Source organism: Rhodothermales bacterium, from assembly GCA_040221055.1.
GTDB lineage: Bacteria > Bacteroidota > Rhodothermia > Rhodothermales > UBA10348 > 1-14-0-65-60-17.
Genome location: JAVJVN010000004.1, coordinates 277,126 through 299,270 on the forward strand (window position 1 = coordinate 277,126; position 22,145 = coordinate 299,270).

Here is a 22,145-nt window from a genome sequence, read left to right on the forward strand (position 1 = left end):
ATGTGGCGGGGCCTCGGCGAGGGTGCCCGACAAAAATACAACCATCAGGGTCGGCGCGCCACCGCGATCAAGCCGGTACCCGTATGGTTGGGCGTGGAGACATCGAGAAAATTGAACACCGTGGCCAGCGGCAGCACCGGGATGTAGTAGAACGGCAGCAGGATGACCGCCGCGAACGTCTTCGACAGGAGCAGCATGGGGTACTTGATGAGCAGCTTCCAGGCCAGGCTCCCCCACGGACCGTACGTATAGTCGATGCGCTCCACCGTGAACCCGGCCCGCTCCAGTTTTTCCCGGAGTTCATCCTGCCCATAACCGTCCCGGACATGCTCTCCGATGAACGATGCGTCGCCGTCCGCCCCTACGTCGCTCCCCCCCTGGTCCGACGGGGTGTTGATGATGACCGTGCCTCCCGGCCGCAGGACCCGGTGGAAGTGCGAAAACACCGTCTCGTCTTCCTCTATGTGCTCCATGACATCAACCGACAGGATGAGATCGTATGGTCCGACGGCCCCCAACCGGGTCAGGTCGTCCACACCGAACGTGGTCCGCGCATCCAGGCCGTACCGCTCGAACAGGACCCGCGCCCATTCCAGGTAGTCGTTCTTGATGTCCACCGCGTGGATGCGCACGCCCGGATACCGCCGGGCCATCCACCAGGAGAACTGGCCGAATCCCGTGCCGGCATCCAACATGCGAAGCCGCCCCCCGCTTCGCTCGGCGGCCGCGCGCAGCGCCCTGCGGACGTACCAGGCGCGCAGGAAAACGACCTGCAGGATGCTGAAGAACAGGCGCATGGCCCACGGCCGACCTTCCACGAGGGCGCCGAACCGGTCTTTGATGGGGTCATAGTGCATGGGCTGACTCAGCAGAGTGGAGTAGGTTCAGGTGCAGGCGGGGCCGTCCTGGCCGGAAGAGGCGAACAACTCGGCGAACGATGCCCAGTCGTTTCCGGCCCGGTTGCGGGTTCGGCCGGCTCCGTCCGTAAGCCGCTGGAGCACGTCCGGCCGAAGCGCATGTTCCAGTCGGTCGGCCAGGGAGGCCGGGTCGTCCGGTTCGGCAATCAGGCCGTCCTCGCCGTCCTGGACCATGTCCGGCAGGCCCCCGACCCGTGTTACGATGACGGGCCGGCCGAACTGGAAGGCGGTCTGCACGACCCCACTCTGTGTGGCGTGCCGGTACGGCTGCACGACGATATCCGCCGCCGAGAAATACGTGTGGACGTCCTCGTCGGAAATGTACCGGCCATGGAAATGGACCCGGTTCGCCAGGCCCAGCCGTTCGGCGTGCTCCCGGTAGGTGGCTTCGTCCTCATAGAACTCACCGGCCACCACAAGGTGTGGTTCGGGGCGTTGGTCCACAGGAAGACGGGCCAGCGCCTCCAACAATACATCCAACCCCTTGTAGGCGCGGACCAGCCCAAAAAAGAGGATCACCGGGCGGGCGCCCGTCCGTCCTTCCGGTCCTTCCTCTGGCAAATCCTCAGGTCGTCCTGGCGGCAGGCCCAGTGATTTGCGCGCCGCGGTCTTGTCCACCGCCTCCCCGAACTGGTTGTACACCGGGTGCGGCCGCACCTCGATCTCGTCACGGCGCCGACCGCCGAGCTCCGCGATGTCATCCGCCACCGCCGCCGACAGCGCGACCACCCGGTCCATCCGGCGAAGCAGTCGCCGCATGAGCGGGCGGGCAAAGGGTTGCCATTCGTGCGGGATGGCATTGTGCACGATGGCGGTGGTCCGGATGGATGGGGCTGCTGCTCCGGATCTCACCCCTCCCCTCTGCAGTCCATTCAGAACGGATAAGTAGACGGGGCAGAAGAACGGCATCCAGACCATGAACACCACCTCCGTGACGCCGGCGTCCCGGAGGTGGCGGGCGGCGCGGCGACCCGTCCAGGGACACAGGGAATCCAGGTCGCGCCGCGCCTCAGGAAGGTCCGGGGATACGTGGAAGGAGGTCTCGGACAGGGAAGCTCCTGCTTGTTCAGCGGTGGAGATGGGTGGACCTTCGGTCACCGGCGTCTCCTGGCTGCTGCCGGGGTAGAGCCAGCCAGGGTATTGGCGCGAAAAGGAAATGCCGACCACCCGTCGTACGGCCGCCGACGATGTACCGTCCGGGTTTTCCACCGCCCGGTGCAGCCGCTCCGTGAAATGGGCTATGCCGCCGCGATAGGGAGGGTAGGGGCCGACAATTCCGAGCGGGCCGGGGTCTTCGGCGGTCATGGCTTCAAGCGGGGGACTTCCTCGGCAATGCCGTAGGATTCGGTCTGCTGCATGCGGGGCACGACAATCATTTCACCCACGAGTCCCACCGTGAACATCTGCACGCCCACCAGCATGAGCAGGGCGCCCAGGAGCAGGAGCGGACGGTCGCCGATGGGATTCCCGAAGTACAGTTTGTCGACCGATATCCAGAGGCTGATGACGAAGCCGCCCAGGAACGCGAGGGTGCCCAGCGACCCGAAGAAATGCATGGGCCGGGAAGCGAATCGCGTCAGGAAGTAGACCGTCAGCAGATCCAGGAATCCCTTTACGAAGCGCTCCAGTCCGAACTTCGTTCGACCGAATTTGCGCGGATGGTGGGTGACCACCTTTTCGGTGATCCGCGTGTATCCCTCCCAGGTGGCGAGCAGCGGGACGTACCGGTGCAACTCCCCGTAGAGACGGACCGACTTCACGACGTCCAGACGGTAGGCCTTCAGTCCGCAGTTGAAATCATGCAGGGGAATGCCGGATATGCGGCGCGTCACGAAGTTGAAGAACCGGCTCGGTATGGTCTTCGAGAGCGGGTCGTGCCGCTCCCGTTTCCACCCCGACACGAGATCGTATCCCGATTCCAGCAGGGCCACCAGGCCGGGGATTTCCTTGGGGTCATCCTGCAAATCCGCATCCATCGTGATGACGTACTTGCCCGTGGCCCGTTCGAAACCCATGGCGAGCGCGGCCGACTTGCCGTAATTGCGGCGCAGGCGGATGCCCCGGAATCGCGCATCGCGCTCGTTCATGGACTCGATGACTTCCCAGGAGTCATCGGTCGACCCATCATCCACATACCAGACCGAAAAGCGGAATCCGGCCCCGTCGCATACAGCGCGGATCCGATCGGTCAGTTCCGGGAGGGATGCTTCCTCGTCGAGAACCGGGACCACGATGGTGAGGTCCGTCTCGTACATGTCAGATGTCGATGGTGGCGTACTTGGCGTTGCGCTCAATGAACTTGCGTCGCGGCTCCACCGCATCGCCCATGAGCGTGGAGAAGATCCGGTCGGCCGCGGCTGCATCGTCAATCGTGACCCGCTGCAGCATCCGCTTCTCCGGATCCATGGTCGTTTCCCAGAGCTGGATGGGGTTCATTTCACCGAGACCCTTGTAGCGCTGGACGCCCACCTTCTGCTTTGAGTCCCCACCGTATTCCACAATCAGTTCCTTCAGCTGCTCGTCGGTCCACGCGTAACCTTCCTTGTTGCCGCGCTTGGCCTTGTAGAGCGGGGGCTGGGCAATGTAGACGAATCCGCGCTCCACAAGGACGCGCATCTGCCGGAAAAGAAAGGTCAGCAGCAACGTCCGGATATGGGCACCGTCCACGTCGGCATCGGTCATGACGATGATCTTGTGGTAACGGAGCTTGTCGGGATCGAAGTCGTCGCCGTTGTCCGTGTTCAGACCCGTACCCAGGGCTGTCACGATGTTCTTGATTTCCTCGTTCGCAAGCACCTTGTCCAGCCGTGCCTTCTCCACGTTCAGGATCTTGCCGCGCAGGGGCAGGATGGCCTGGAAGTGGCGGTCCCGGGCCTGTTTCGCCGATCCACCGGCCGAGTCACCCTCGACCAGGTAGACTTCGCATTCTTCGGGCTTGCGCGATGAGCAGTCGGCCAGCTTGCCGGGGAGACCGCCGCTGCCGAATGCACCCTTGCGCTGGACCAGTTCCCGGGCACGACGGGCCGCCTGACGGGCCTGTGCCGACAGGACCACTTTGTCCACAATGCTCTTGGCCTCCTTGGGGTGATCGTCCAGCCACATGGCCAGCCGATTGCTGACCAACGACTCCACTGCGCCCTGCACATCGCTGTTTCCGAGCTTCGTTTTGGTCTGTCCCTCGAACTGGGGCTCGGCGACCTTAACGGACAGGACGGTCGTGATGCCCTCGCGGAAGTCGTCGCCCGACAGTTCGACCTTCACGTTCTTGAGCAGGTTGTTCCGGTCGGCGTAGGTCTTCAACGTCCGCGTCAGGGCACGCCGGAAACCCGACACGTGCGTTCCCCCTTCGTGGGTGTTGATGTTGTTCACGAACGAGAGGACGTTCTCCGAGTAGCCGCTGTTGTACCGCATGGCCAACTCGACCGGGACCTCGGCATCCTCGTCGGAGAAGTAGATGATCTCTTCGTGGATGGGCGTCCGGGATTCGTCCAGGTAATCCACGAACTCGACAATGCCCCCCTCGAAGTGGTAATCGTCCCGTACGGGTTCGGCGGGGTCGCGCAAGTCCTCCACATGGATGGTGACCGTCCTGTTCAGGTACGCCATCTCCCGCATGCGGTCGGCAATGGTGTCGTACCGGAATTCGGTGGTCTGGAAGATGCTGCCGTCGGGCATGAACGTCACCTGGGTGCCGGTCCGCTCTCCCTCCTCCATGGGACGGATCTGCTCGACCGGGCCCGTGGGATGGCCGACCTTGTAGCGTTGCCGCCAGACGAAACCTTCACGTCGCACCGTGGCCTCCAGATCCACCGAGAGGGCATTCACGCACGATACACCCACACCGTGAAGACCACCGGACACTTTGTACGTGTCCTTGTCGAACTTCCCGCCGGCATGCAGCACTGTCATGACGACTTCGAGTGCGGAGCGCTTTTCCCCGGGATGCTCTTCGACCGGGATGCCCCGGCCGTTGTCCACCACCGTGACCGAACCATCCGGATTGATGGTCACCGTGATGTCGTCACAGTGGCCGGCCAGGGCTTCGTCAATGGAGTTGTCCACCACCTCGTAAACCAGGTGATGCAATCCGCGCGTGCCGACGTCGCCGATGTACATGGCCGGGCGTTTCCGCACGGCTTCCAGGCCTTCCAGGACCTGGATGTTCGATGCGCCGTATTGCTTCGGGGGCTGCGGGACGTTTTCGGGGACGTTGGGCTGGCTCATGCGGGCTCGGTTTCGGATCGATTTCGGGTCGGTTCGCGGAGTCCGGGGGACCCGCGGGCGAATCCCGTAAAGTACGAAATTCACACCGGTTTTCCCACATTCACACGGTCGTCAGACTTCCAGGTACCGCATGAATTCCTGGACCCGGTCCAGCAGGTCCTCGGCGTCTTCTTCCTCGCCGAAGGCCGCCACCACGTGGTAGCCGTTGTGCTCGAGCATGTGCCGGACCCGCGCGGCGTCGCGCATGTTCAGCTTCAGCGTGATGCCGATTTTGTCGTCGGGCATGGATTCCGTGGCCAGGGACAGCACACGGATATCATTCTGCTCAATCAGATACAGGATCTGGGACAACGCCACGTCGCGGGAATTCACTTCGAGCGCCAGGATGGCGCCGGACTCCTGCGTGGCCAGCATCCGCGCAAACCGTTCGAACAGGTCATGGCGGCGGATGAGCCCGATGTAGTGCATGGACGCGTCCACGACCGGGACCGTGGTCAGGTCATGGTCCATGATCACCTTCGTGATCTCGAACACATGATCGTCCAGATCCACGTGCATGGGCGCACCGGAGCCTCCTATGAGGGTCATGACGAGCGCATCGGGACCAGGGGCATTCAGCATGTCCTCTTCGGACACCACCCCAACGAGCGTGCCGTTCATGTCCACCACCGGCAGATGGCGAACGCGCAGCTCCATCAACAGGCCGAGTCCGTATTCAACGGTATCACCCGGCTTGAGGGGCGGAGTCGAGTTGCTGATGAGTGTGTCCACGGACATGGGGATTAATCTACATGTTGGAGTGTGCAATCGCTGTGCCGTTTCCCGCATCCCCATCAAAAAATCTGATTTTCGGCCCGAATGGTGCCTGAATCGCGACGAAATGGCAGAATCATCGGGCCGATGGCGGCCTGGTGGCGGCAAATCCGGCCAAATCAGGCGGCACCTGTTTCCTGTACTGGACGCAGGTCGCGGTAGCGGAATACGAGTTTGTCCAGGTCTTCCACATACCGGGGAGCCACCCGGAAGCGAAGCCGGACCACGGCCACGGTCTCATCGTCGTACTCCGTGCTGGCATACAGCCACGATTCCTCCTGGACGTCAGCCAGGCGGCGGATATGCGCGATGGCCGCCTGATCGGTCACCGGCAGGATGACCGTCCGCTCCTTGAAGTCCTCTTCCATCACGGCAATCAGCCGTTCCTCGAGTTCCGCCAGCCCGATGCCCCGGAGCGCGGACACGAACGCGGCATCCGGATACTCCTGCCGGAGTGCATGCAGCGCATCGACATCCTCCAGCGCATCGATCTTGTTGAAGACCAGGAGCGTGGGCTTGTCATCGGCTTTCAATTCGGCAAGCGTCTCCTCCACCACCTGCTGCTGCTCCTGGAAGCGGGGGTGCGTCGTATCGACCACATGCATGAGCACGTCCGATTCGCGCACTTCGTCGAGGGTGCTCTTGAAGGATTCAATCAGACGATGCGGCAGCTTCCGGATGAACCCGACGGTGTCCGACAACAGGATGGTCTTGTTTCCCGCAAGATGCACGGTGCGGGTGGTCGAGTCGAGTGTGGCGAACAGCCGGTTTTCTGCCAGTACACCGGCATCCGATGCGAGCGCGTTCATGAGCGTGGACTTTCCGGCGTTCGTATAGCCAACCAGTGACACCCGGGTGTAATCGGTCCGGCCCTTGCGCTGCGTGGTCCGTTGCTGGTCGATTTTTTCCAGGCGCTCCTTGAGCGTGGCAATGCGCAGGCCAATGAGGCGGCGGTCCGTTTCGATCTGGGTTTCCCCCGGGCCCTTGGTTCCGATGCCCCCCTTCTGGCGGGAAAGGTGCGTCCATTGCCGGGTCAGGCGCGTGGACAGGTATTCGAGTTGGGCGAGTTCGACCTGCGTCTTGGCCGTCGCCGTGCGGGCATTCCGGGCAAAGATGTCCAGGATGAGGGCGGAGCGGTCCACCAGCTTGCAGCCCAGCGTGCGCTCCAGGTTGCGGAGCTGGATGGGCGTCAGATCGTCGTCGAAAATGACGAGGTCGGATTTGCGTTGCCCCACGAGCTCGTTGAGCTCGGCCACCTTGCCCTTGCCGATGTAGGTGGACGTGTTGATGTTCGTGACCGACTGCGTGAGCCGGTCCGTTACGTCCGCGCCTGCCGTATCGGCCAGCAGGGCCAGCTCATCCAGCGAATCATCCACTTCCCAGCGGGACTCACCGGGCTTGATGACACCGACCAGGATGGCCGATTCACGATTTTTGGACTCGGTTGAATACAAGCGTCAGTTCTCCAGCGCCTTGCGGCTCGCCATGTGTGGCGCAGGAATATCAAGGGAAGCCTCCAGCTTGGTGCGCACCAGACCGCGGAAGCGATCGGCGTACAACAGGGGAACCGGCACCTGAAGGCGGCGACGTTCACCGGAGAAATCCTGGTAGAAGAAGACGAACTGGCTGCGCCGTCCTTCGTCGACCTCGAACCAATCCGTAATCTGCCCCCACCCGACGGAATCGCCGGTGCGCCCGGCTTCCGAAATGATGCCGTATTCCGTGATGATGGTGCTCGTGGCCAGGGCCACGGCCGTGAACCAGAGGGCGCCACCCAGCAGGTACCCCAGATAGATGGGCAGGTTGATGACGGGGTGGGCGTTGTGCGCGTAGACCAGGAAGACGGTCACGAGTCCCATGAACAGCGTCGGCCAGATGGGGAAAATCTGCCACCCTCCGGCACGCCAGACCAGCCGGACGCCGCGGATCCGCAGACGCCGGGCGACCGTCATGGTCAGCAGCATCGCCGTCACCAGGACGAAGGCGAAAACAAGGACCGTGTGCAAGGTATTGATCATCGGGGACCGTTCAGTGACAGTACGGGCCGGGGCCCATCAGGACGCGCTTTCCGGGCGCCAGCGGCTCGCAAGAATGGATTCCAGGAGCATGCAAATCAACGCGAGGCCCAAAAAGACGTTCCACAGTTCATAGCCCGTCCGGGCCGCCGCCACCTGTGCTTCGAGCGGGGTGCTGTCGGCCAGCCGGATGTCCAGGACGCCGACGTCCTGACCGGTCAATTCCGTGAGGTGGGCGGCAGCTTCGTCCGGGTCCATCAACGACAGCAGGGACTCGGCCGGATCGGACTGGATGACAAAACGGCGGATGACGTCCGTACCACTGGCCACGTCGTACACACCCGGGTCGAAGAAGGGACCCGACACGTCCACGAGCGTCGCCCCGGGCAGGGTGCGTTGGGAAGGAATGAGTTCGTCGCCCTCCTCACTCCGGACCACGACCTGCCGGCCTCCGGCGACGCGAATTTGCAGGGGCGTGCCCACCACGGCATCCTCGCCCATGACGGACTCTGATGAGGACAGCCAGTAGAGCGAGCGGTACAGGAGTGGAACGAAGAGGCCGCGCACCGGGAAGTCGCTCCACGTGATGCCGGACTCCACGGCGAACAGCAGCGTCAGGCCCTGGCCGCTGCGGATTTCCTGCAGGAACGGTGCCCCGTTGGTCATGCCGATGATGGTCTGCTCATTGACCCCGCGCGGCGTGTACCGGATGGACCGGAAAACCGTCGGCTGTTCCAGTGTCGGTCCATCGTCACCCATGCCGGATGCGCCCGCGCCTTCTTCGGGAGCGAACATGCCCTCGAACAGCGGGTGCCCGGCATCCACGCGGTTGAAGGCCGTTCCGGCACCGCCCGCAGTCGCTCCGGCGGCTCCGGCTTCGGCGCCCGCCGCCGGGACCTCAATCGATCCCCCACCCAGTTCGGCCAACAGCGCATTGTAGTCGGCCTGCGCCATGCCGTCCCACGGGAAGATCAGCAGACCGCCCCCGGCGCGGACATAGTCCGACAGGGCAGCCCGTTCCCCGGTCGACAGGTCCCGCACTCGGGACAGCACGACCGCGTCGAACGAGCCGAGCGCCGTCGCTGCCAATTGATCCTCGGCCACCTGCTCGGTCCTGAAACGCACCGATTCACCGCCAATGGATTCCGACAGCGCCAGGGCGAGGAACCGGTCATCGCCCGTACCCGCCAACAGGATGCGTCGCTCCTCCGGTACGTTCACCGTGAACGGGCGGACGTTATCGAATACGTAATTGGGGTCGTCCACTTCCACACGACCTTTCAGCCAGCCGGTCCTGCGGGGCGTAACCACGAATTCAGCCGAGGTCTGCCCTCCGGCCGGAATGGTGACCGTGGCCTGGGCCACGCGCTCCCCTTCCAGGAACAGACTCGCCACCAGGCCTTCCACCGTCTGGCTGCCCGCATTCAGCAGCGTGGCGGTCAGGTTCATGGGGCGGTCGGCCGCAATGATCTGGCTCACCACGTCGACGTCCGTCACAGCCAGGTTGGACTCCCCGTCCGAACCGACCGGAAGCAGGAAAGTCCGGATATCCGCCGAGGAATCCGCCACGGCCACGGAGTCCGAGAGCGTGCTGGCCTGCAGATCGGAGGCGACGTAGATCTGACGGTTCACCGTCGGCCGTTCGCGGACCAGGCCCATGGCCTCGCGCAGGGCTTCGGTCAGGCGCCGCTGGCCCGGAATGGGCGCCAGGTCATCCAGCGCACCGCGAACGGCCGACGGCGTGGACAGGGCGAGCGGTGTGGATGTCCTTTCCCCCATGACGGGTACCACGAACACTTCGTCACCGCGCTCCATGCCGGCTACCAGTTCGGCTGCCACGCTCCGGACCTGGTCCAGCCAGGCACCACTGCCGTCCCGCAGTGTCATGGACGTGGAGTTGTCCACCACGAGGACCGTGGTGGTGCGCCCACCGCCGAGCGCCCCGGCCAGGCGACCTTCCAGCGTGGGCCGGGCAAACGCCAGCACCAGCGCCGCGATGGTCAGCATGCGCAGCGCCAGGAGCAGCCACTGCTTTATTCGCACGCGCTGCATGGTGCTTTTCTGCAGTTCGTGCAGGAAAGCCAGACTGGAAAAATTGACGCGCTGGGGCCGCCTGAAATTGAACAGGTGGATGACAAGCGGGATACCCGCCGCCAACAGTCCCAACAGAAAAAGTGGATTCAGGAAGATCATGGCGACGGTGCTACGTGCAAGCCTCACCCGCGTTTCGTCCATCGCCCGAAACAGGACGCGAACCCGGCTGCGGCTTTTTACGGGATCTTCGGCATCATCGTGCCGGGACAGGCGTAATGGCCCGATTAACCCGTCAGAGCAGGCGACGCAAGAACGTGGGCAAAGCCAAAACCAGAACCACCGCAGAAGCCACCACGGCCCCCCGGAACATCATCATCCGGGGTGCCCGCCAGCACAACCTGAAGAACGTCGACCTGGACCTCCCCCGGGGCTCACTGATCGTATTCACCGGGCCGTCGGGGTCGGGTAAGTCTTCCCTCGCCTTCGATACCATCTACGCCGAGGGGCAGCGGCGCTATGTGGAGTCCCTGAGCTCCTACGCCCGGCAATTCCTGGAACGGATGGACAAGCCCGATGCCGACCTGATTACGGGTCTCGCACCGGCCATTGCCATCGAGCAGAAGACCGTCTCGAAGAACCCGCGCTCGACGGTGGCCACGCAGACCGAACTGTACGACCACCTGCGCCTGCTTTTTGCCCGGATCGGTACCACCTTTTCGCCCGTCTCCGGCGAACCGGTCACCCGCGACTCGCCACGGTCCGTGGCCCGCGATGTCCAGGACCGGTTCGAGGACGGCACCCGGTTCATGGTCTGTTTTCCGTTTCCGGACCGCAAGAAGATTGCCGTCCGGGATGAGCTGGAGAGCCTCCGCAAACGGGGATTCTTCCGCATGGTCGCCCTGCCCACCGAAAAGCAGGCCGAAAAGGGCGAAACCGAGTCCATCATCGACCTGAATGAAACCGAGCCCGCATCCGTGCGCATAGCCCGCGACCGGCTGCTCGTACTCGTGGACCGGCTCGCCACGCGGAAGGACGATGAGGACGCGGAATCGCGACTGGCCGATTCCGTGGAGCAAGCCTTCTCCGAGGGGGGTGGGCGCTGCCTCATCCTGCGCCCGGGCGAGCGGGAGGCCCGGGCGTACAGCCAGCATTTCGAGCGGGACGGACGCATTTTCGCGGAGCCCACGCCGCACCTGTTCTCCTTCAACTCCCCGGTCGGTGCCTGCCCGACCTGCCAGGGGTTCGGTCGCACCGCCGGACTGGACCCGGATCTTGTCATTCCCGACCCGGCCCTGTCCATCCGCCAGGGCGCCATTGCCCCGTTCCGTACCGAATCCTGGAGCCAGTACTTCCGCGCCCTCATCCGCGTGGCCGCCGACGAACGGATAAGCATAGACAAGCCATACCAGGATCTCACCGGGAAGGAACTGGACATCATCTGGAACGGCAAGGCCGACTATGCCGGCATCCACGGCTTCTTCGACTACCTCGAATCGAAGAAGTACAAGATGCACTACCGGATTTACCACGCCCGCTTCCGCGGATACACGTCGTGTCCCTCCTGCAAGGGATACCGGCTCAGGGACGATGCGCTCTTCGTGCGCGTGGCCGGCCACCACATCGGCCAGGTATGCGAACTCACCATAGAAGATGCGTCGCGCTTCTTCGCGGAACTCTCCCTGAACGACCATGAAATGGCCGTTGCCGGCCGGGTCCTGGATGAGCTCCGGCGGCGGCTCACGTACCTGGTCAAGGTGGGACTGGAGTACCTCTCGCTGGATCGCCTCTCCCAGAGTCTGTCCGGCGGGGAAAGCCAACGCATAAACCTGGCCACGTCGCTCGGCTCATCACTCGTAGGCAGCCTGTACGTGCTCGATGAGCCGTCCATCGGGCTGCATCCGCGCGATACGCACAGGCTGATCGACATCCTGGAGCATCTCCGGGACATCGGCAACACGGTTCTCGTGGTCGAACACGAGGAGGACATGATGCGCCGCGCTGACTGGATCGTGGACCTGGGACCGGGCGCAGGCCGCAACGGCGGTCATGTCGTGGCCCAGGGCCCACCCGTCGACGTGGAAGCACACCCCGATTCGTTGACCGGCGCCTACCTGAGCGGACGGAAGCGGATTCCCGTGCCCGCCGAGCGCCGCGCCATCAATCCGAAGGATGTCATCCGGCTGGAAAATGCCCGCCAGCACAACCTGAAACGGCTGGACGTGGAATTCCCGCTCGGCATGCTCGTGTGCGTGACGGGGGTTTCCGGGTCGGGCAAGTCCACGCTGGTCCACGATACGCTCTACAATGGACTCGCCAAGCTGAAAGGGGTGGCCGCGGGCGACGTCCAGGCCGGCCGGCACGACGCCATCCGCGGCCACCCCCTCATTGACACCGTCGAACTCGTGGACCAGACGCCCATCGGCCGATCACCACGGTCCAACCCGGCCACTTATGTGAAGGCCTTCGACGGCATCCGCAAGTTGTTCTCCGACACCTACCAGGCACGGATCCAGGGCTATGCGCCCGGGTATTTCTCGTTCAACGTGCCTGGAGGCCGGTGCGAGACGTGCCAGGGCGAGGGCGTGGTCACCATCGAGATGCAATTCCTGGCCGACCTGTACCTGGAATGCGAAGCCTGCAAGGGGCGTCGCTACCGACAGGATGTCCTGGAAATCCGCTACAAGGGCAAGTCGATTGCCGACGTCCTGGACATGACCGTGGACGATGCCGTGGACTTCTTTGAGGACGATGCGCCGACGCAACGCAAGTTGCAGGTCCTGGCCGACGTGGGCCTGGGCTACCTCAGTCTGGGGCAGCCCTCCAACACGCTGTCCGGCGGCGAAGCCCAACGGATAAAGCTGGCGTCGCACCTCGGAAAGACGACCCGGGAGCGCACACTGTATATTTTCGACGAGCCCACCACCGGTCTGCACATTGACGATATCCACACGCTGCTCCAGGCCTTCCAGGCGCTCATCCAGGAAGGGCACTCCGTGATCGTGATCGAACACAATATGGAAGTCGTCAAATGTGCGGATCATGTCATCGACATGGGTCCGGAAGGCGGCGTCCGCGGCGGATTCGTCGTGGCATCCGGAACCCCCGAGGACGTGGCCGGCGTGGCGGAGAGTCATACCGGTCGGTTCCTGAAAGCCCTTCTGGACGCATGAGCCGGCCACGCAAACGCATCGCCCTGTTCACCGGGGCATACAACCACATTGCCGACGGGGTCAGCCTGACGTTGAACCGGCTGGTGGGCTATCTCCTGGATCACGGAGCGGAGGTCCTGGTGTTCGCTCCGACGGGTGAAACGCCAGCCCTTGCCCATGCGGGCCGGATGGAAGCGCTGCCGTCCGTGGCCATGCCCGGCCGGCCGGAGTACCGCATTTCCCTGGGGCTGTCAACAGACAACCGCAGTGTGCTGGACGAATTCGACCCGACCATCGTGCATATTGCCACACCGGACATCGGTGGCCTGCAGGCGCTCGCGTGGGCTGAACGGCGCGGGTTGCCGGTCGTCGCATCGTACCATACCCATTTCAGCTCGTATCTCAACTTTTACCGGATGGCCGGATTGGAGCGGATGATGTGGGCCTATTTGCGGTGGTTCTACGGGCATTGCAGCCACGTCTATGTACCTACGTCCTCCATGGCCGATGTCCTGGTATCGCACGGCATCCGAAATGGCCTCGAACTGTGGCCGCGGGGCGTGGATACGGAGCTGTTCCATCCGGGCCGCCGATCGGCGGAGTTCCGCCGCAAACATGGCTTCCAGGACACCGATGTCGTCGTCAGCTTCATCAGTCGGCTGGTCATCGAGAAGGGACTGGATGTCTATGCGGATACGGTAGCGGCCCTGCGCGACGAAGGATGTCCGGTGCGGGCCCTGGTCGTGGGTGACGGTCCAGCGTGTGACATGCTGCGTGAGCGCCTGCCCCGTGCGGTTTTTGCCGGACACCTGCGCGGACCGGAGCTCGCTACGGCTTACGCCTCCTCCGACGTCTTCCTGTTTCCCTCTGAAACCGAGACCTTCGGCAATGTCACCCTCGAAGCCATGGCATCGGGCATTCCGACCGTGTGCGCCAATGCGACGGGCAGCAAGTCGTTGGTGGTGGACGGCGTGACCGGTTTCCTGGTGGAGCCGCGCGACAGCGAGGGCTTCACGACCGCGCTGCGTACGCTGGTCATGGATGCCGGGCGCCGTCAGGCCATGGGCGAGGCCGCCCATGCCGAGGCGCTTACCTATACCTGGCCGTTGATCCTGGGTCGGATCAATGCCTTCTACGATTCGGTGTTGCCATGAACATTCTGTTCGTCACCCACTCGTTTCCGCCTCCCGACCGCCCGCTGGACAATGTGGGCGGCATGCAACGCGTGGCGTTTGAGCTGGATGCGGCCCTCCGCCGGCAGGTTGCACGTGGCGACGCCTCCTTTTCCTACGAAACCCGCGCGCTGGTGAGTTCCTGGCGGTGGGTCCACGTAAAGGTGGTCCCGTTCCTTTTCGGCACATGGCGGTTGCTGGCCCGGCAGATCCGCCGGCGTGACGTGGACGTGGTCGTGTTCTCGAGCATGGTCACGGCCGCACTGGCCGTACCTCTTTCAGGACTTCTCCGGAAGCACGGCGTGGCCACAGCGGCCATTGTCCATGGCCAGGATGTCACAAAGCCTGTCCGCGCCTGGCAGGGCCTGGTGTCCCGGGTCTTCGAGGCGGTCGATGTGGTCATGCCTGTCAGCGGAGCCACCGGCGAGGCCTGTGTGGAACGCGGGTTGCCCCCGGAAAAGGTTGCCGTGGTCCACAACGGGGTGGACCTGGACCGGTTCAATGCCGTGCTGGACCGGTTGGCCGCGCGCGGCACACGGATTTCCGCGGACCGGGCCCGATTGAATGAATCCAGCGCGGAATCCACCGACGCCTCTCCCCTCCTCCTGTGCAGCGTCGGCCGGCAGGTGAAGCGCAAGGGGTTTGCGTGGTTCATCCGGAACGTCATGCCGGCCTTGCCTCCCCATGTCCACTATTGGCTCGGGGGCGATGGACCGGAGCACGACGACATCCAGGCCGCCATCCGCGAAACCGGACTCGAAGCGCGGGTTCGCCTGCTGGGCCGGCTCGACGAGGACGAACTCATTGATCTGTACCGTTGCAGCGATCTGTTCATCATGCCGAACATCCCGGTTCCGGGCGACATGGAAGGATTCGGCATTGTCATGCTGGAGGCCGGCCTGTCCGGACTGCCGACCGTGGCCGCACGCCTGGAAGGCATCCGGGAAGTGATCACACCCGGAGAGAACGGGTACTTCGTGGAATCCGGGGACGCCGCTGGATTCGCCGATCGTATTTCGGCGCTCGACGCCGATCGATCTGCGCTCGCCGATCTCTCGGAACGAACCGTTGGACACGTCCGGTCCACCTTCGGTTGGGATGCCGTGGCCGGAAACTACCTCGCCGTACTCTCCCGCGTCTCCAACCACTGAAGCAGGGCCGGCAGGAAAAACAGGGCCGCGGCCAACGTGGCCCCGATTCCGATGACGGCCAGCTGTCCGATGGACGACAGGCCCGGGTGGAAACTCAGGAGCAGCCCGGCGAATCCGACCATGGTGGTCAGTGATCCCATGGCCACGTGTTCTCCGGTGGACCGCAGCATGGCCCGGATGGACCCGGGTCCCAACTCCCGGTATCGGTGCACCAGATGCACGCCCGCATCGTTACCTATGCCCAGCACCGCGGGCAGCACGATCAGGTTGTAGAAGTTCAGCTGGGCACGCATCAACTCCATGATGAGCAGCATCCACAGCACCCCGACTACCAGGGGCAGCACGGCCAACAACGTCCATCGGACCGACCCGAAGTTGACGTACATGAGCAGCAGTACGATCAGGAAGGTGGCCAGAACCATCCACGGGGCCTCGCCGCGCATGAGCAGCAACATGTCGGCCGCCACGAGGGAGGTGGACCCGGCATGCCACGTGGTGCCGTCTTCACCCACCAGCGTACCCACGTCCTCGGCGAAGGCAATCGACTGACGGCCGTCGGACAGACCCACCGACGGATAGATGATGACGAAATTCCCCAGTTCACCGGTTTTCGACGTGAACTGCTTGCGCAGGAATTCCGGAACGTCCTCGAGCGCGATGGGCGCACGCGTCTGGGCCGCGGCATTCAATCTGTCCACGTCGTCCGACGCCTCGTCCTCGATGAACGGATCGGCCAGCATTTCCCGGATGGTTGCCAGCCGGGCCAGTCGTACGGCCTGTGCCTCGGGTGTCATCGGAAACCGGTCCTGGAGGGATTCCACGCGGCTGATGGTGGGCGACAGGGTATCCACGCGCATGCGCTCGTTCACGGCCGCCACGACACGCGGTACCTCATCGGGGTGGTCCACGACGACATACGCCGGATTGCGCTGGCGACGATCGTTGTAGACTTCGCGGATGATTTCCCGTCGGGCCTCGTATTCCTCGTAGCTCGGCTCCAGTTCACCGAAGCGGTACTCGAATCCGACCCGTCCGGAAAGCACGAGCGAGGCCACGACGGCCAGCAGGCTCAGCACCAGCACGGTCCGGTACGCGGGATACGGCGCACGCGACGCGGCAACGGCCGGTTTGTCGGGATTGCGCGCATCCATGTTGAGCAGCCGCAAGCGTTCGAACACGGTCAACATGGCCGGCAGCACCACCAGCATGGCCACGAGCGCGAAAATGATTCCGGTGCCCGCCATGAATCCGAACTGGGAGAATCCCTTGAAGTCGGCAACGACCAGGACGTACAGCGCCAGCGCAGTCGTCAAGGCACCGATGGTGATGGCCTGGCCCGTCGTGGCGAACGTCTGCTCCGCGGCATCCACCACGGAATTCCCGAGCGCCCGTTCCTCGGTGTACCGCGCATAGAAGTGGATTCCGAAGTCGATGCCGAGGCCGAACAGCACGAGCCCCAACGTGGAGGTCATCAAGTTCAATTCATCGTACGCCAGCCAGGCAATGCCAAACGTCCAGGACAGGCTCATGGCCAACGGCAAGCCGATGGCCAGCGCCATGATGGGCATTCGGAGGATTTGGGTGGCCAGCGTCCGGGCGGACCAGTGATGGCCCACCCGCGCTGTATAGGACTTGTACAGGAAATACAGGACAACCATCAGGAGGACGGCCCCGGCCCCCGATCCGAACGAACCCAGGACGTCCTTCTGGATGGTCTCGATCTCGATCATCTGCCGCATGAGCCGGCCCGCCGTGGTCACAGCCATGTCCGGGTGGTACGATGCCGGATCCAGTTCGGCTATTATGCGGTCCAGTCCGTTGTAGGCGTCCCGGATGAAAGCGATGTTTGAGGAGGCCTCGACCGGAAAGAACCGCAGCACCATGGTTGTACTGTCTTCTGAAACCGGGTATTCCCGCGACACGATCTCGTTGTAGATGGCCTGCAGCTCCTCGCCCACGGAATCCGGCTCCGCCTCCATGTCTTCATCGTCTTCCAGGTCGAAGTAGAAGGGATTGGCCTCCAGTTTGGCCTCCTCAATCCGGTCACCGAGCCATGTTTCGAGCATGTCCAGCTCGGCCGGCGTCGCGAAATACAGCGCGTTGTTCTTCAGGAACGTGACGTCTTTACGGTACTCCACCCGCTGGAAGAACGGCTCGTCGTACCCGGGTCCGCTCATGACGAGTACGCGCTCAATCAAATCCTCTGCGAACGCCTTGTTGGCCGCGAAGGACGGACTCTGGATGCCGATGGCCGCTTCGCTCTCGCCGCCCACGGTATCCCTCAGGCGTTGCAGGGCCACCGCGCTCGGATAGTCATCCGGAATGAGGTTGGCCAGATCCGTATCGATGGACAGCTTCATGGATGCGCGGACACCCAGGAACGTCAACCCGACGGAAAGGATGAGCACGAACGGTGCAAACCGGACGACCCCCCTGATGAATGGACGGAGCGCGTGGAACAGGCGATCCATCAAAAGGCGGCTCGGTTGACTCATGGGGTCTCGCGCTTCAATCGGATGTTGTCAAAATCGGCTTCGGCTTCGCTGCCGGTATTGTCGGAGTCGCCCCACAGACGGATGGAGATGGGTCGCTCCGGAGGCTCGTCGCCGAACACCGCCCGGTAATCTTCAACCACATTCCGCTCGACCCGCTGCCATTCGCCCATGGTCGAGGAAGACACCACAATCACCTTCAGTTTGCCGTAGGACACGACCGTTCCCTCGGGCAAGGCACTCGAATAGACATATTTGATGGTCTTCGGGCGCTTTACAATGAAGCCTTCAAACGAAAACACGACATAGATGCCTGCCGCGGAATCGTTCAGGCTTTCATTGTCCTCGCGAGCGCCGGGGGGCAGTTTGTTGGCCCGCCAGTCCCACGCCAGCACGGGATGCGTGGTCAGGTCCCAATCCATGTGGGGCTGCTCGTTCAGCAGGGTCAAATGGACCGCTTCACCCTTCGTGTACACGCGCAACACCCGGTTGCGTCCATCCTGGACGACCGTGAAGCGTTCGTTTTCCCGCATGAAGGCTTCGGTCAGGGGCTGCAGGGTCCGGTCGTGCAGGTAGCTCCAGCGTACCGGCAGGCCGCCCGTTTCGTACGATTCGAAATCGTCCAACATCCGGGCATCGGGGCGATTGGCTTGACCCTGCGCGGCACCGGGCCATACAGGCAACATCAGGCCAATCAGCAGGATTCGGAGCAGGGGCATGGTGTGGTGTTGGATCATGACGGCCCGAAGATCACAAATCGGGCCACAATGGCAGGAGCGTACGTACAGGTCACGCAGAGGCTCCCCGGCCGGGTTTGACCGGGTATCCGGGCGGTTCGGTGCGCGTCGGGTGTCCATGAAGCTGGACGATCACACAGCCGCCATGGGCAGCGGAATCGTCACACTCCGCAACGTAACCCGCACTGTGTCCGCGGCGTAACCATCTGGAATTCAACTTTCGAATATGTCATGCCGTGTTCCGAATCCGTAGGTTACGCGGCGACTCGCACCTGGAATCCCGCATGAACCCGAATACCTACGAAGCCCTCGAAGTCGGACAGTCGTACACCACGACGCGTCACTTGTCCGCCAAGGATGTACAGATCTACGCCGACTTGACGGGCGACGACAATCCCATCCATATCAACGCCGAGTACGCGGCCGGAACCCGTTTCGGTCAGCCCATTGTGCACGGTACCTTCCTGCTCGGCATCATATCGAAGGCACTTGGACGTGATTTTCCGGGTCCGGGCAGTGTGGCGGTATCCATATCGTGCCGGTTCCTTCGGCCCGTTCCCGTGGACTCCGAGATCACCGTGGAAGTCCGCGTGGCCGAGAAAATCGAGAAGTACCGGCACATCCGGATGAAGGTGTACATCTACCGCGACAAGAAGACGGTGCTCGGCGGTGAGGCGGTCCTCATCCCGCCCGGCGAAGGCGCCCTATAAGGCCCGGTCATTTCAGGGATTTGTAGAGCCGTCCGGCCGATACCATCGAATCCAGGTTCAACTGGTTGATGATGGCCATGGTCTCAGCCGTCGTACCCGGTGGCAATGTGGCCGGGACCACGTTCCGGAACGCTCCCGGCTGACGCACCGTGGCCAACTGCATCCGGTTCGGCTGGATGTTCAGGATGGCGGGGTCGGTCAGCGGCCGAAAATTGTTCGTGGACTGCGCGAAGATCGATTCATACGCCGGATACTGCTGCTGCGTGGTCACGCCGATGAACCGGTAGACCCGCCCCCCATGGTCAATGAAGTGGGCGCGGATGCCCAACACCTGGCCGTTTTCCTGTGTGGCATTGGCCACCACGACCCAGCCCGACAGTCCATTCGTCTGTCCGAGGCCCGCCTGCACGACCGTCAGGCCCTGCTGCTGGCGAAATGCATCGGACGCCGCCCGTGCGGAGGCATGCTCCGACTCGATGGTCATGACGAGATAGGCCTCCTGGCTCTCGGGGATCATGACCACCTGCGTGGGTTGGTTGATGACCTGGAAGCCGGACGGTACCGGAAACTGGAAGGCCAACTGCGGATGATGGAACCACCCGTCCCGGGAGAACCCCTGACGCGGATCCTCACCCCAGACGACCCCGTCCACTCGGCGGAGGTAGGGCTCGCGCACAATCTTGTTCGTCGGCATGGTGGCGGCCCATTCCCCGGCCATCCGCTGGATGGTCTGCTCGCGCTCACCCGGATCGGGGTGCGTGGACAGGAAGCTGGGGAGATCCTGACCGGCCTGCTCGCCGAGCCGACGGAGTGTACGGAAGAACTCGGATCCTTCCGATGCATCGTAGCCGAGGAAGCTGGCATATTCAACGCCCAGGTCATCCGATTCCCGCTCGTCGTCCCGGCCATAGGACAGGAACAGCAATTGCGTGGCACCGCTTCCCAGGTTGAGCACGTTTTCAGCGGCGTTTCCGCCGAACAGGGCCTGGCCACCGACGGCACCGGCCAACAGGGCGGCCTGCCCGAACATCTGGTTCATGGCCCGTTTGGATCCATGACGCCCCGCCACGTGCCCGATTTCGTGCCCCAACACGACGGCCAGCTGCGCCTCGTTCTCCAGATGCGCCATCAAGCCTCGCGTCACATACACGAACCCGCCCGGAAGTGCGAACGCATTCACGACCGGGGAATCCAGGACGCGGAACGTGAACGGCGTCGTGGCCCACTCCGGGTCGGCCCCGGGGCGGCGAAGGTGGCTGACTTCCAGCAGGGCCTGGCCCAGCGAGTCCACGTATCGGGCCATGTCCGGGTCGTCATACTCGCCGAATTGAGCCACGATCTGCGGATCGGCGTCCCGGCCGATGGCGATTTCCTCCTGCCAGGTATAGGCGTAGGCGCGACGGTTTCCGGTGACGGGGCTCGTGGAAACGGCACATCCCTCCAGAACAAGGACGGCAACGAGCAGCAGTGGGTAGATGGAGCGCATATACATGGCGGCGGTGGGATACCGAGTTGGATTCCTGTCGGCGGAAGGCCGATCCGGACTGAGTCAGGGCATTGAAACCGGCGGCCCGACGCGCCCTTCCGACTCCACTGTCATGGTCGTGCAGGGCCCTCCGGGAAAGTGGTCGTGAACGATTTCGCGTCGCGCTGCCGTAGTAATGCTCTGTCCAACGGCATCGGACTGCAAAATGTTCAAAAAAGCCCGTATACGGCCCGGATCGAGGTTGTCGAACACGTCGTCCAGCAACAGGACCGGCCGCTCATCCAGGGCCTCGTGCAGGTAATCGTACTGCGCCAGCTTGAGCGCCATGCCGAACGTCCGGTGCTGCCCCTGCGAGCCGTACCGCCGCACCAGATGCCCGTCCAGCAGCATGTCCAGTTCGTCCCGGTGTGGACCGGCCTGCGTGGACCCGCGCTGTCGCTCGGCCTGTGCGTTCCGCTCCAGCGCCTCCCGGAAAGCTTGCTCCACCTGTCCCGCAGCCCCTTCCTGCTCCGCCCGGAATTCCTTCTCCGCTTCCCCGCTGCCCAGACCCGGAAACGGAGCATAGGCCATGGACGGCCGCTCGGCGACCTCCGCTATCCGACCATACGCCGTCTCGAGGTGACGATTGAACGCCGCCACGAACCGGAGTCGGGCGTGCACCACCGGAACCCCGTATTTGATGAGCTCTTCCGTCCACGCATGCAGCATGTCAGCGTCGGCCGCCTGCCTGCGCCGCCTGCCGCTCAACAACAACTCGTTGCGCTGCTTGAGTATACGACGATACGCCACCAGGTTTTCCAGATACGTCGCGCTGGATTGGCAGAGCAGCGAGTCGAGGAAGCGGCGCCGCTCGTCCGGCCCCTCGGCCGTAATTCGCTGATCGTCCGGCGCGAACACAACGACCGGTACCCGTCCAACAAGATCCGTGAGCCGCTCGAGCGGCGCCCCGTTCACCTGTACCCGCTTGCCGCCATCCGGCTGATACGCCACGCGCACCCGCACTTCCTTTCCGGCATCGGATGTGAACCGCCCCTCCACTTCGTAGTGGCCGGCCCCCCGCTGCAGGACGTACCGGTCATTGTGCGTCAGAAAGCTCCGGCTCAGGCAGGCCACATGAACGGCTTCGAGCACATTCGTCTTCCCGGCCCCGTTGGGCCCCACCAGGAGGTTTATGCCCTCCCGGAAGGGGACCGTCGTGGACGTGTGCGCACGAAAGCCGTTCAGCCTGATTTCATTGATCTGCAT

The 22,145-nt window shown here is 63.5% G+C and carries 16 protein-coding genes; 4 read left to right on the forward strand and 12 right to left on the reverse strand.

Features of this window, described 5'->3' with window-relative positions:
- Positions 1 to 44 precede the first annotated feature (44 nt).
- The 8 genes from RIE53_01750 to RIE53_01785 form a co-directional block, all read right to left on the reverse strand.
- Positions 45 to 857: a class I SAM-dependent methyltransferase gene (locus tag RIE53_01750; protein ID MEQ9103401.1), complete on the reverse strand. Its 813-nt coding sequence runs from the start codon at positions 855 to 857 to the stop codon at positions 45 to 47.
- 27 nt (positions 858 to 884) lie between these two features.
- On the reverse strand, positions 885 to 2,222 hold the full coding sequence (locus RIE53_01755) for a glycosyltransferase (protein MEQ9103402.1): 1,338 nt from the start codon (positions 2,220 to 2,222) through the stop codon (positions 885 to 887).
- Positions 2,219 to 3,172 carry a glycosyltransferase family 2 protein gene (locus tag RIE53_01760; GenBank protein MEQ9103403.1) on the reverse strand — a complete coding sequence of 318 codons (954 nt, stop codon included), beginning with the start codon at positions 3,170 to 3,172 and terminating at the stop codon, positions 2,219 to 2,221. Before RIE53_01760 ends, RIE53_01755 begins: the two co-directional genes overlap by 4 nt.
- A 1-nt stretch (position 3,173) precedes the next feature.
- Positions 3,174 to 5,141, reverse strand: a complete 1,968-nt coding sequence (gene gyrB, locus RIE53_01765) for a DNA topoisomerase (ATP-hydrolyzing) subunit B (protein MEQ9103404.1) — start codon at positions 5,139 to 5,141, stop codon at positions 3,174 to 3,176.
- 111 nt (positions 5,142 to 5,252) lie between these two features.
- A complete protein-coding gene (locus RIE53_01770) occupies positions 5,253 to 5,918 on the reverse strand; it encodes a CBS domain-containing protein (protein ID MEQ9103405.1) in 666 nt (221 codons plus the stop codon).
- A 155-nt stretch (positions 5,919 to 6,073) separates the two neighbouring features.
- On the reverse strand, positions 6,074 to 7,408 hold the full coding sequence (gene hflX, locus RIE53_01775) for a GTPase HflX (protein ID MEQ9103406.1): 1,335 nt from the start codon (positions 7,406 to 7,408) through the stop codon (positions 6,074 to 6,076).
- Between the two features lie 3 nt (positions 7,409 to 7,411).
- Positions 7,412 to 7,960 carry a hypothetical protein gene (locus RIE53_01780; protein ID MEQ9103407.1) on the reverse strand — a complete coding sequence of 183 codons (549 nt, stop codon included), beginning with the start codon at positions 7,958 to 7,960 and terminating at the stop codon, positions 7,412 to 7,414.
- Between the two features lie 48 nt (positions 7,961 to 8,008).
- Positions 8,009 to 10,162: a BatA and WFA domain-containing protein gene (locus RIE53_01785; protein MEQ9103408.1), complete on the reverse strand. Its 2,154-nt coding sequence runs from the start codon at positions 10,160 to 10,162 to the stop codon at positions 8,009 to 8,011.
- 155 nt (positions 10,163 to 10,317) lie between these two features.
- Between RIE53_01785 and uvrA the strand changes: the two genes are divergently transcribed.
- From uvrA to RIE53_01800, 3 genes are read left to right on the forward strand one after another with little or no spacing between them, the layout of a single operon-like run.
- Positions 10,318 to 13,173: an excinuclease ABC subunit UvrA gene (uvrA, locus tag RIE53_01790; protein ID MEQ9103409.1), complete on the forward strand. Its 2,856-nt coding sequence runs from the start codon at positions 10,318 to 10,320 to the stop codon at positions 13,171 to 13,173.
- Positions 13,170 to 14,306, forward strand: coding sequence for a glycosyltransferase family 1 protein (locus tag RIE53_01795; GenBank protein ID MEQ9103410.1), 1,137 nt, complete (start codon positions 13,170 to 13,172; stop codon positions 14,304 to 14,306). The genes uvrA and RIE53_01795 overlap by 4 nt, the downstream gene beginning before the upstream one ends.
- A complete protein-coding gene (locus RIE53_01800; GenBank protein MEQ9103411.1) occupies positions 14,303 to 15,475 on the forward strand; it encodes a glycosyltransferase family 4 protein in 1,173 nt (390 codons plus the stop codon). Before RIE53_01795 ends, RIE53_01800 begins: the two co-directional genes overlap by 4 nt.
- Here RIE53_01800 and RIE53_01805 read toward each other — a convergent pair.
- Both RIE53_01805 and RIE53_01810 read right to left on the reverse strand, forming a co-directional pair.
- Complete coding sequence (locus RIE53_01805; protein MEQ9103412.1) at positions 15,439 to 17,970, reverse strand: MMPL family transporter; 2,532 nt, start codon at positions 17,968 to 17,970, stop codon at positions 15,439 to 15,441. The two genes, RIE53_01800 and RIE53_01805, sit on opposite strands and share 37 nt — an antisense overlap.
- On the reverse strand, positions 17,967 to 18,686 hold the full coding sequence (locus RIE53_01810; GenBank protein MEQ9103413.1) for a DUF3047 domain-containing protein: 720 nt from the start codon (positions 18,684 to 18,686) through the stop codon (positions 17,967 to 17,969). The genes RIE53_01805 and RIE53_01810 overlap by 4 nt, the downstream gene beginning before the upstream one ends.
- A gap of 302 nt (positions 18,687 to 18,988) precedes the next feature.
- Here RIE53_01810 and RIE53_01815 point away from each other — a divergent pair, with 302 nt between their 5' ends.
- A complete protein-coding gene (locus RIE53_01815; GenBank protein ID MEQ9103414.1) occupies positions 18,989 to 19,414 on the forward strand; it encodes a MaoC family dehydratase in 426 nt (141 codons plus the stop codon).
- A gap of 7 nt (positions 19,415 to 19,421) precedes the next feature.
- Here RIE53_01815 and RIE53_01820 read toward each other — a convergent pair whose 3' ends face one another.
- Positions 19,422 to 20,906 carry a M48 family metalloprotease gene (locus RIE53_01820; protein MEQ9103415.1) on the reverse strand — a complete coding sequence of 495 codons (1,485 nt, stop codon included), beginning with the start codon at positions 20,904 to 20,906 and terminating at the stop codon, positions 19,422 to 19,424.
- Between the two features lie 57 nt (positions 20,907 to 20,963).
- Positions 20,964 to 22,145, reverse strand: a complete 1,182-nt coding sequence (locus RIE53_01825; protein MEQ9103416.1) for a DNA replication/repair protein RecF — start codon at positions 22,143 to 22,145, stop codon at positions 20,964 to 20,966.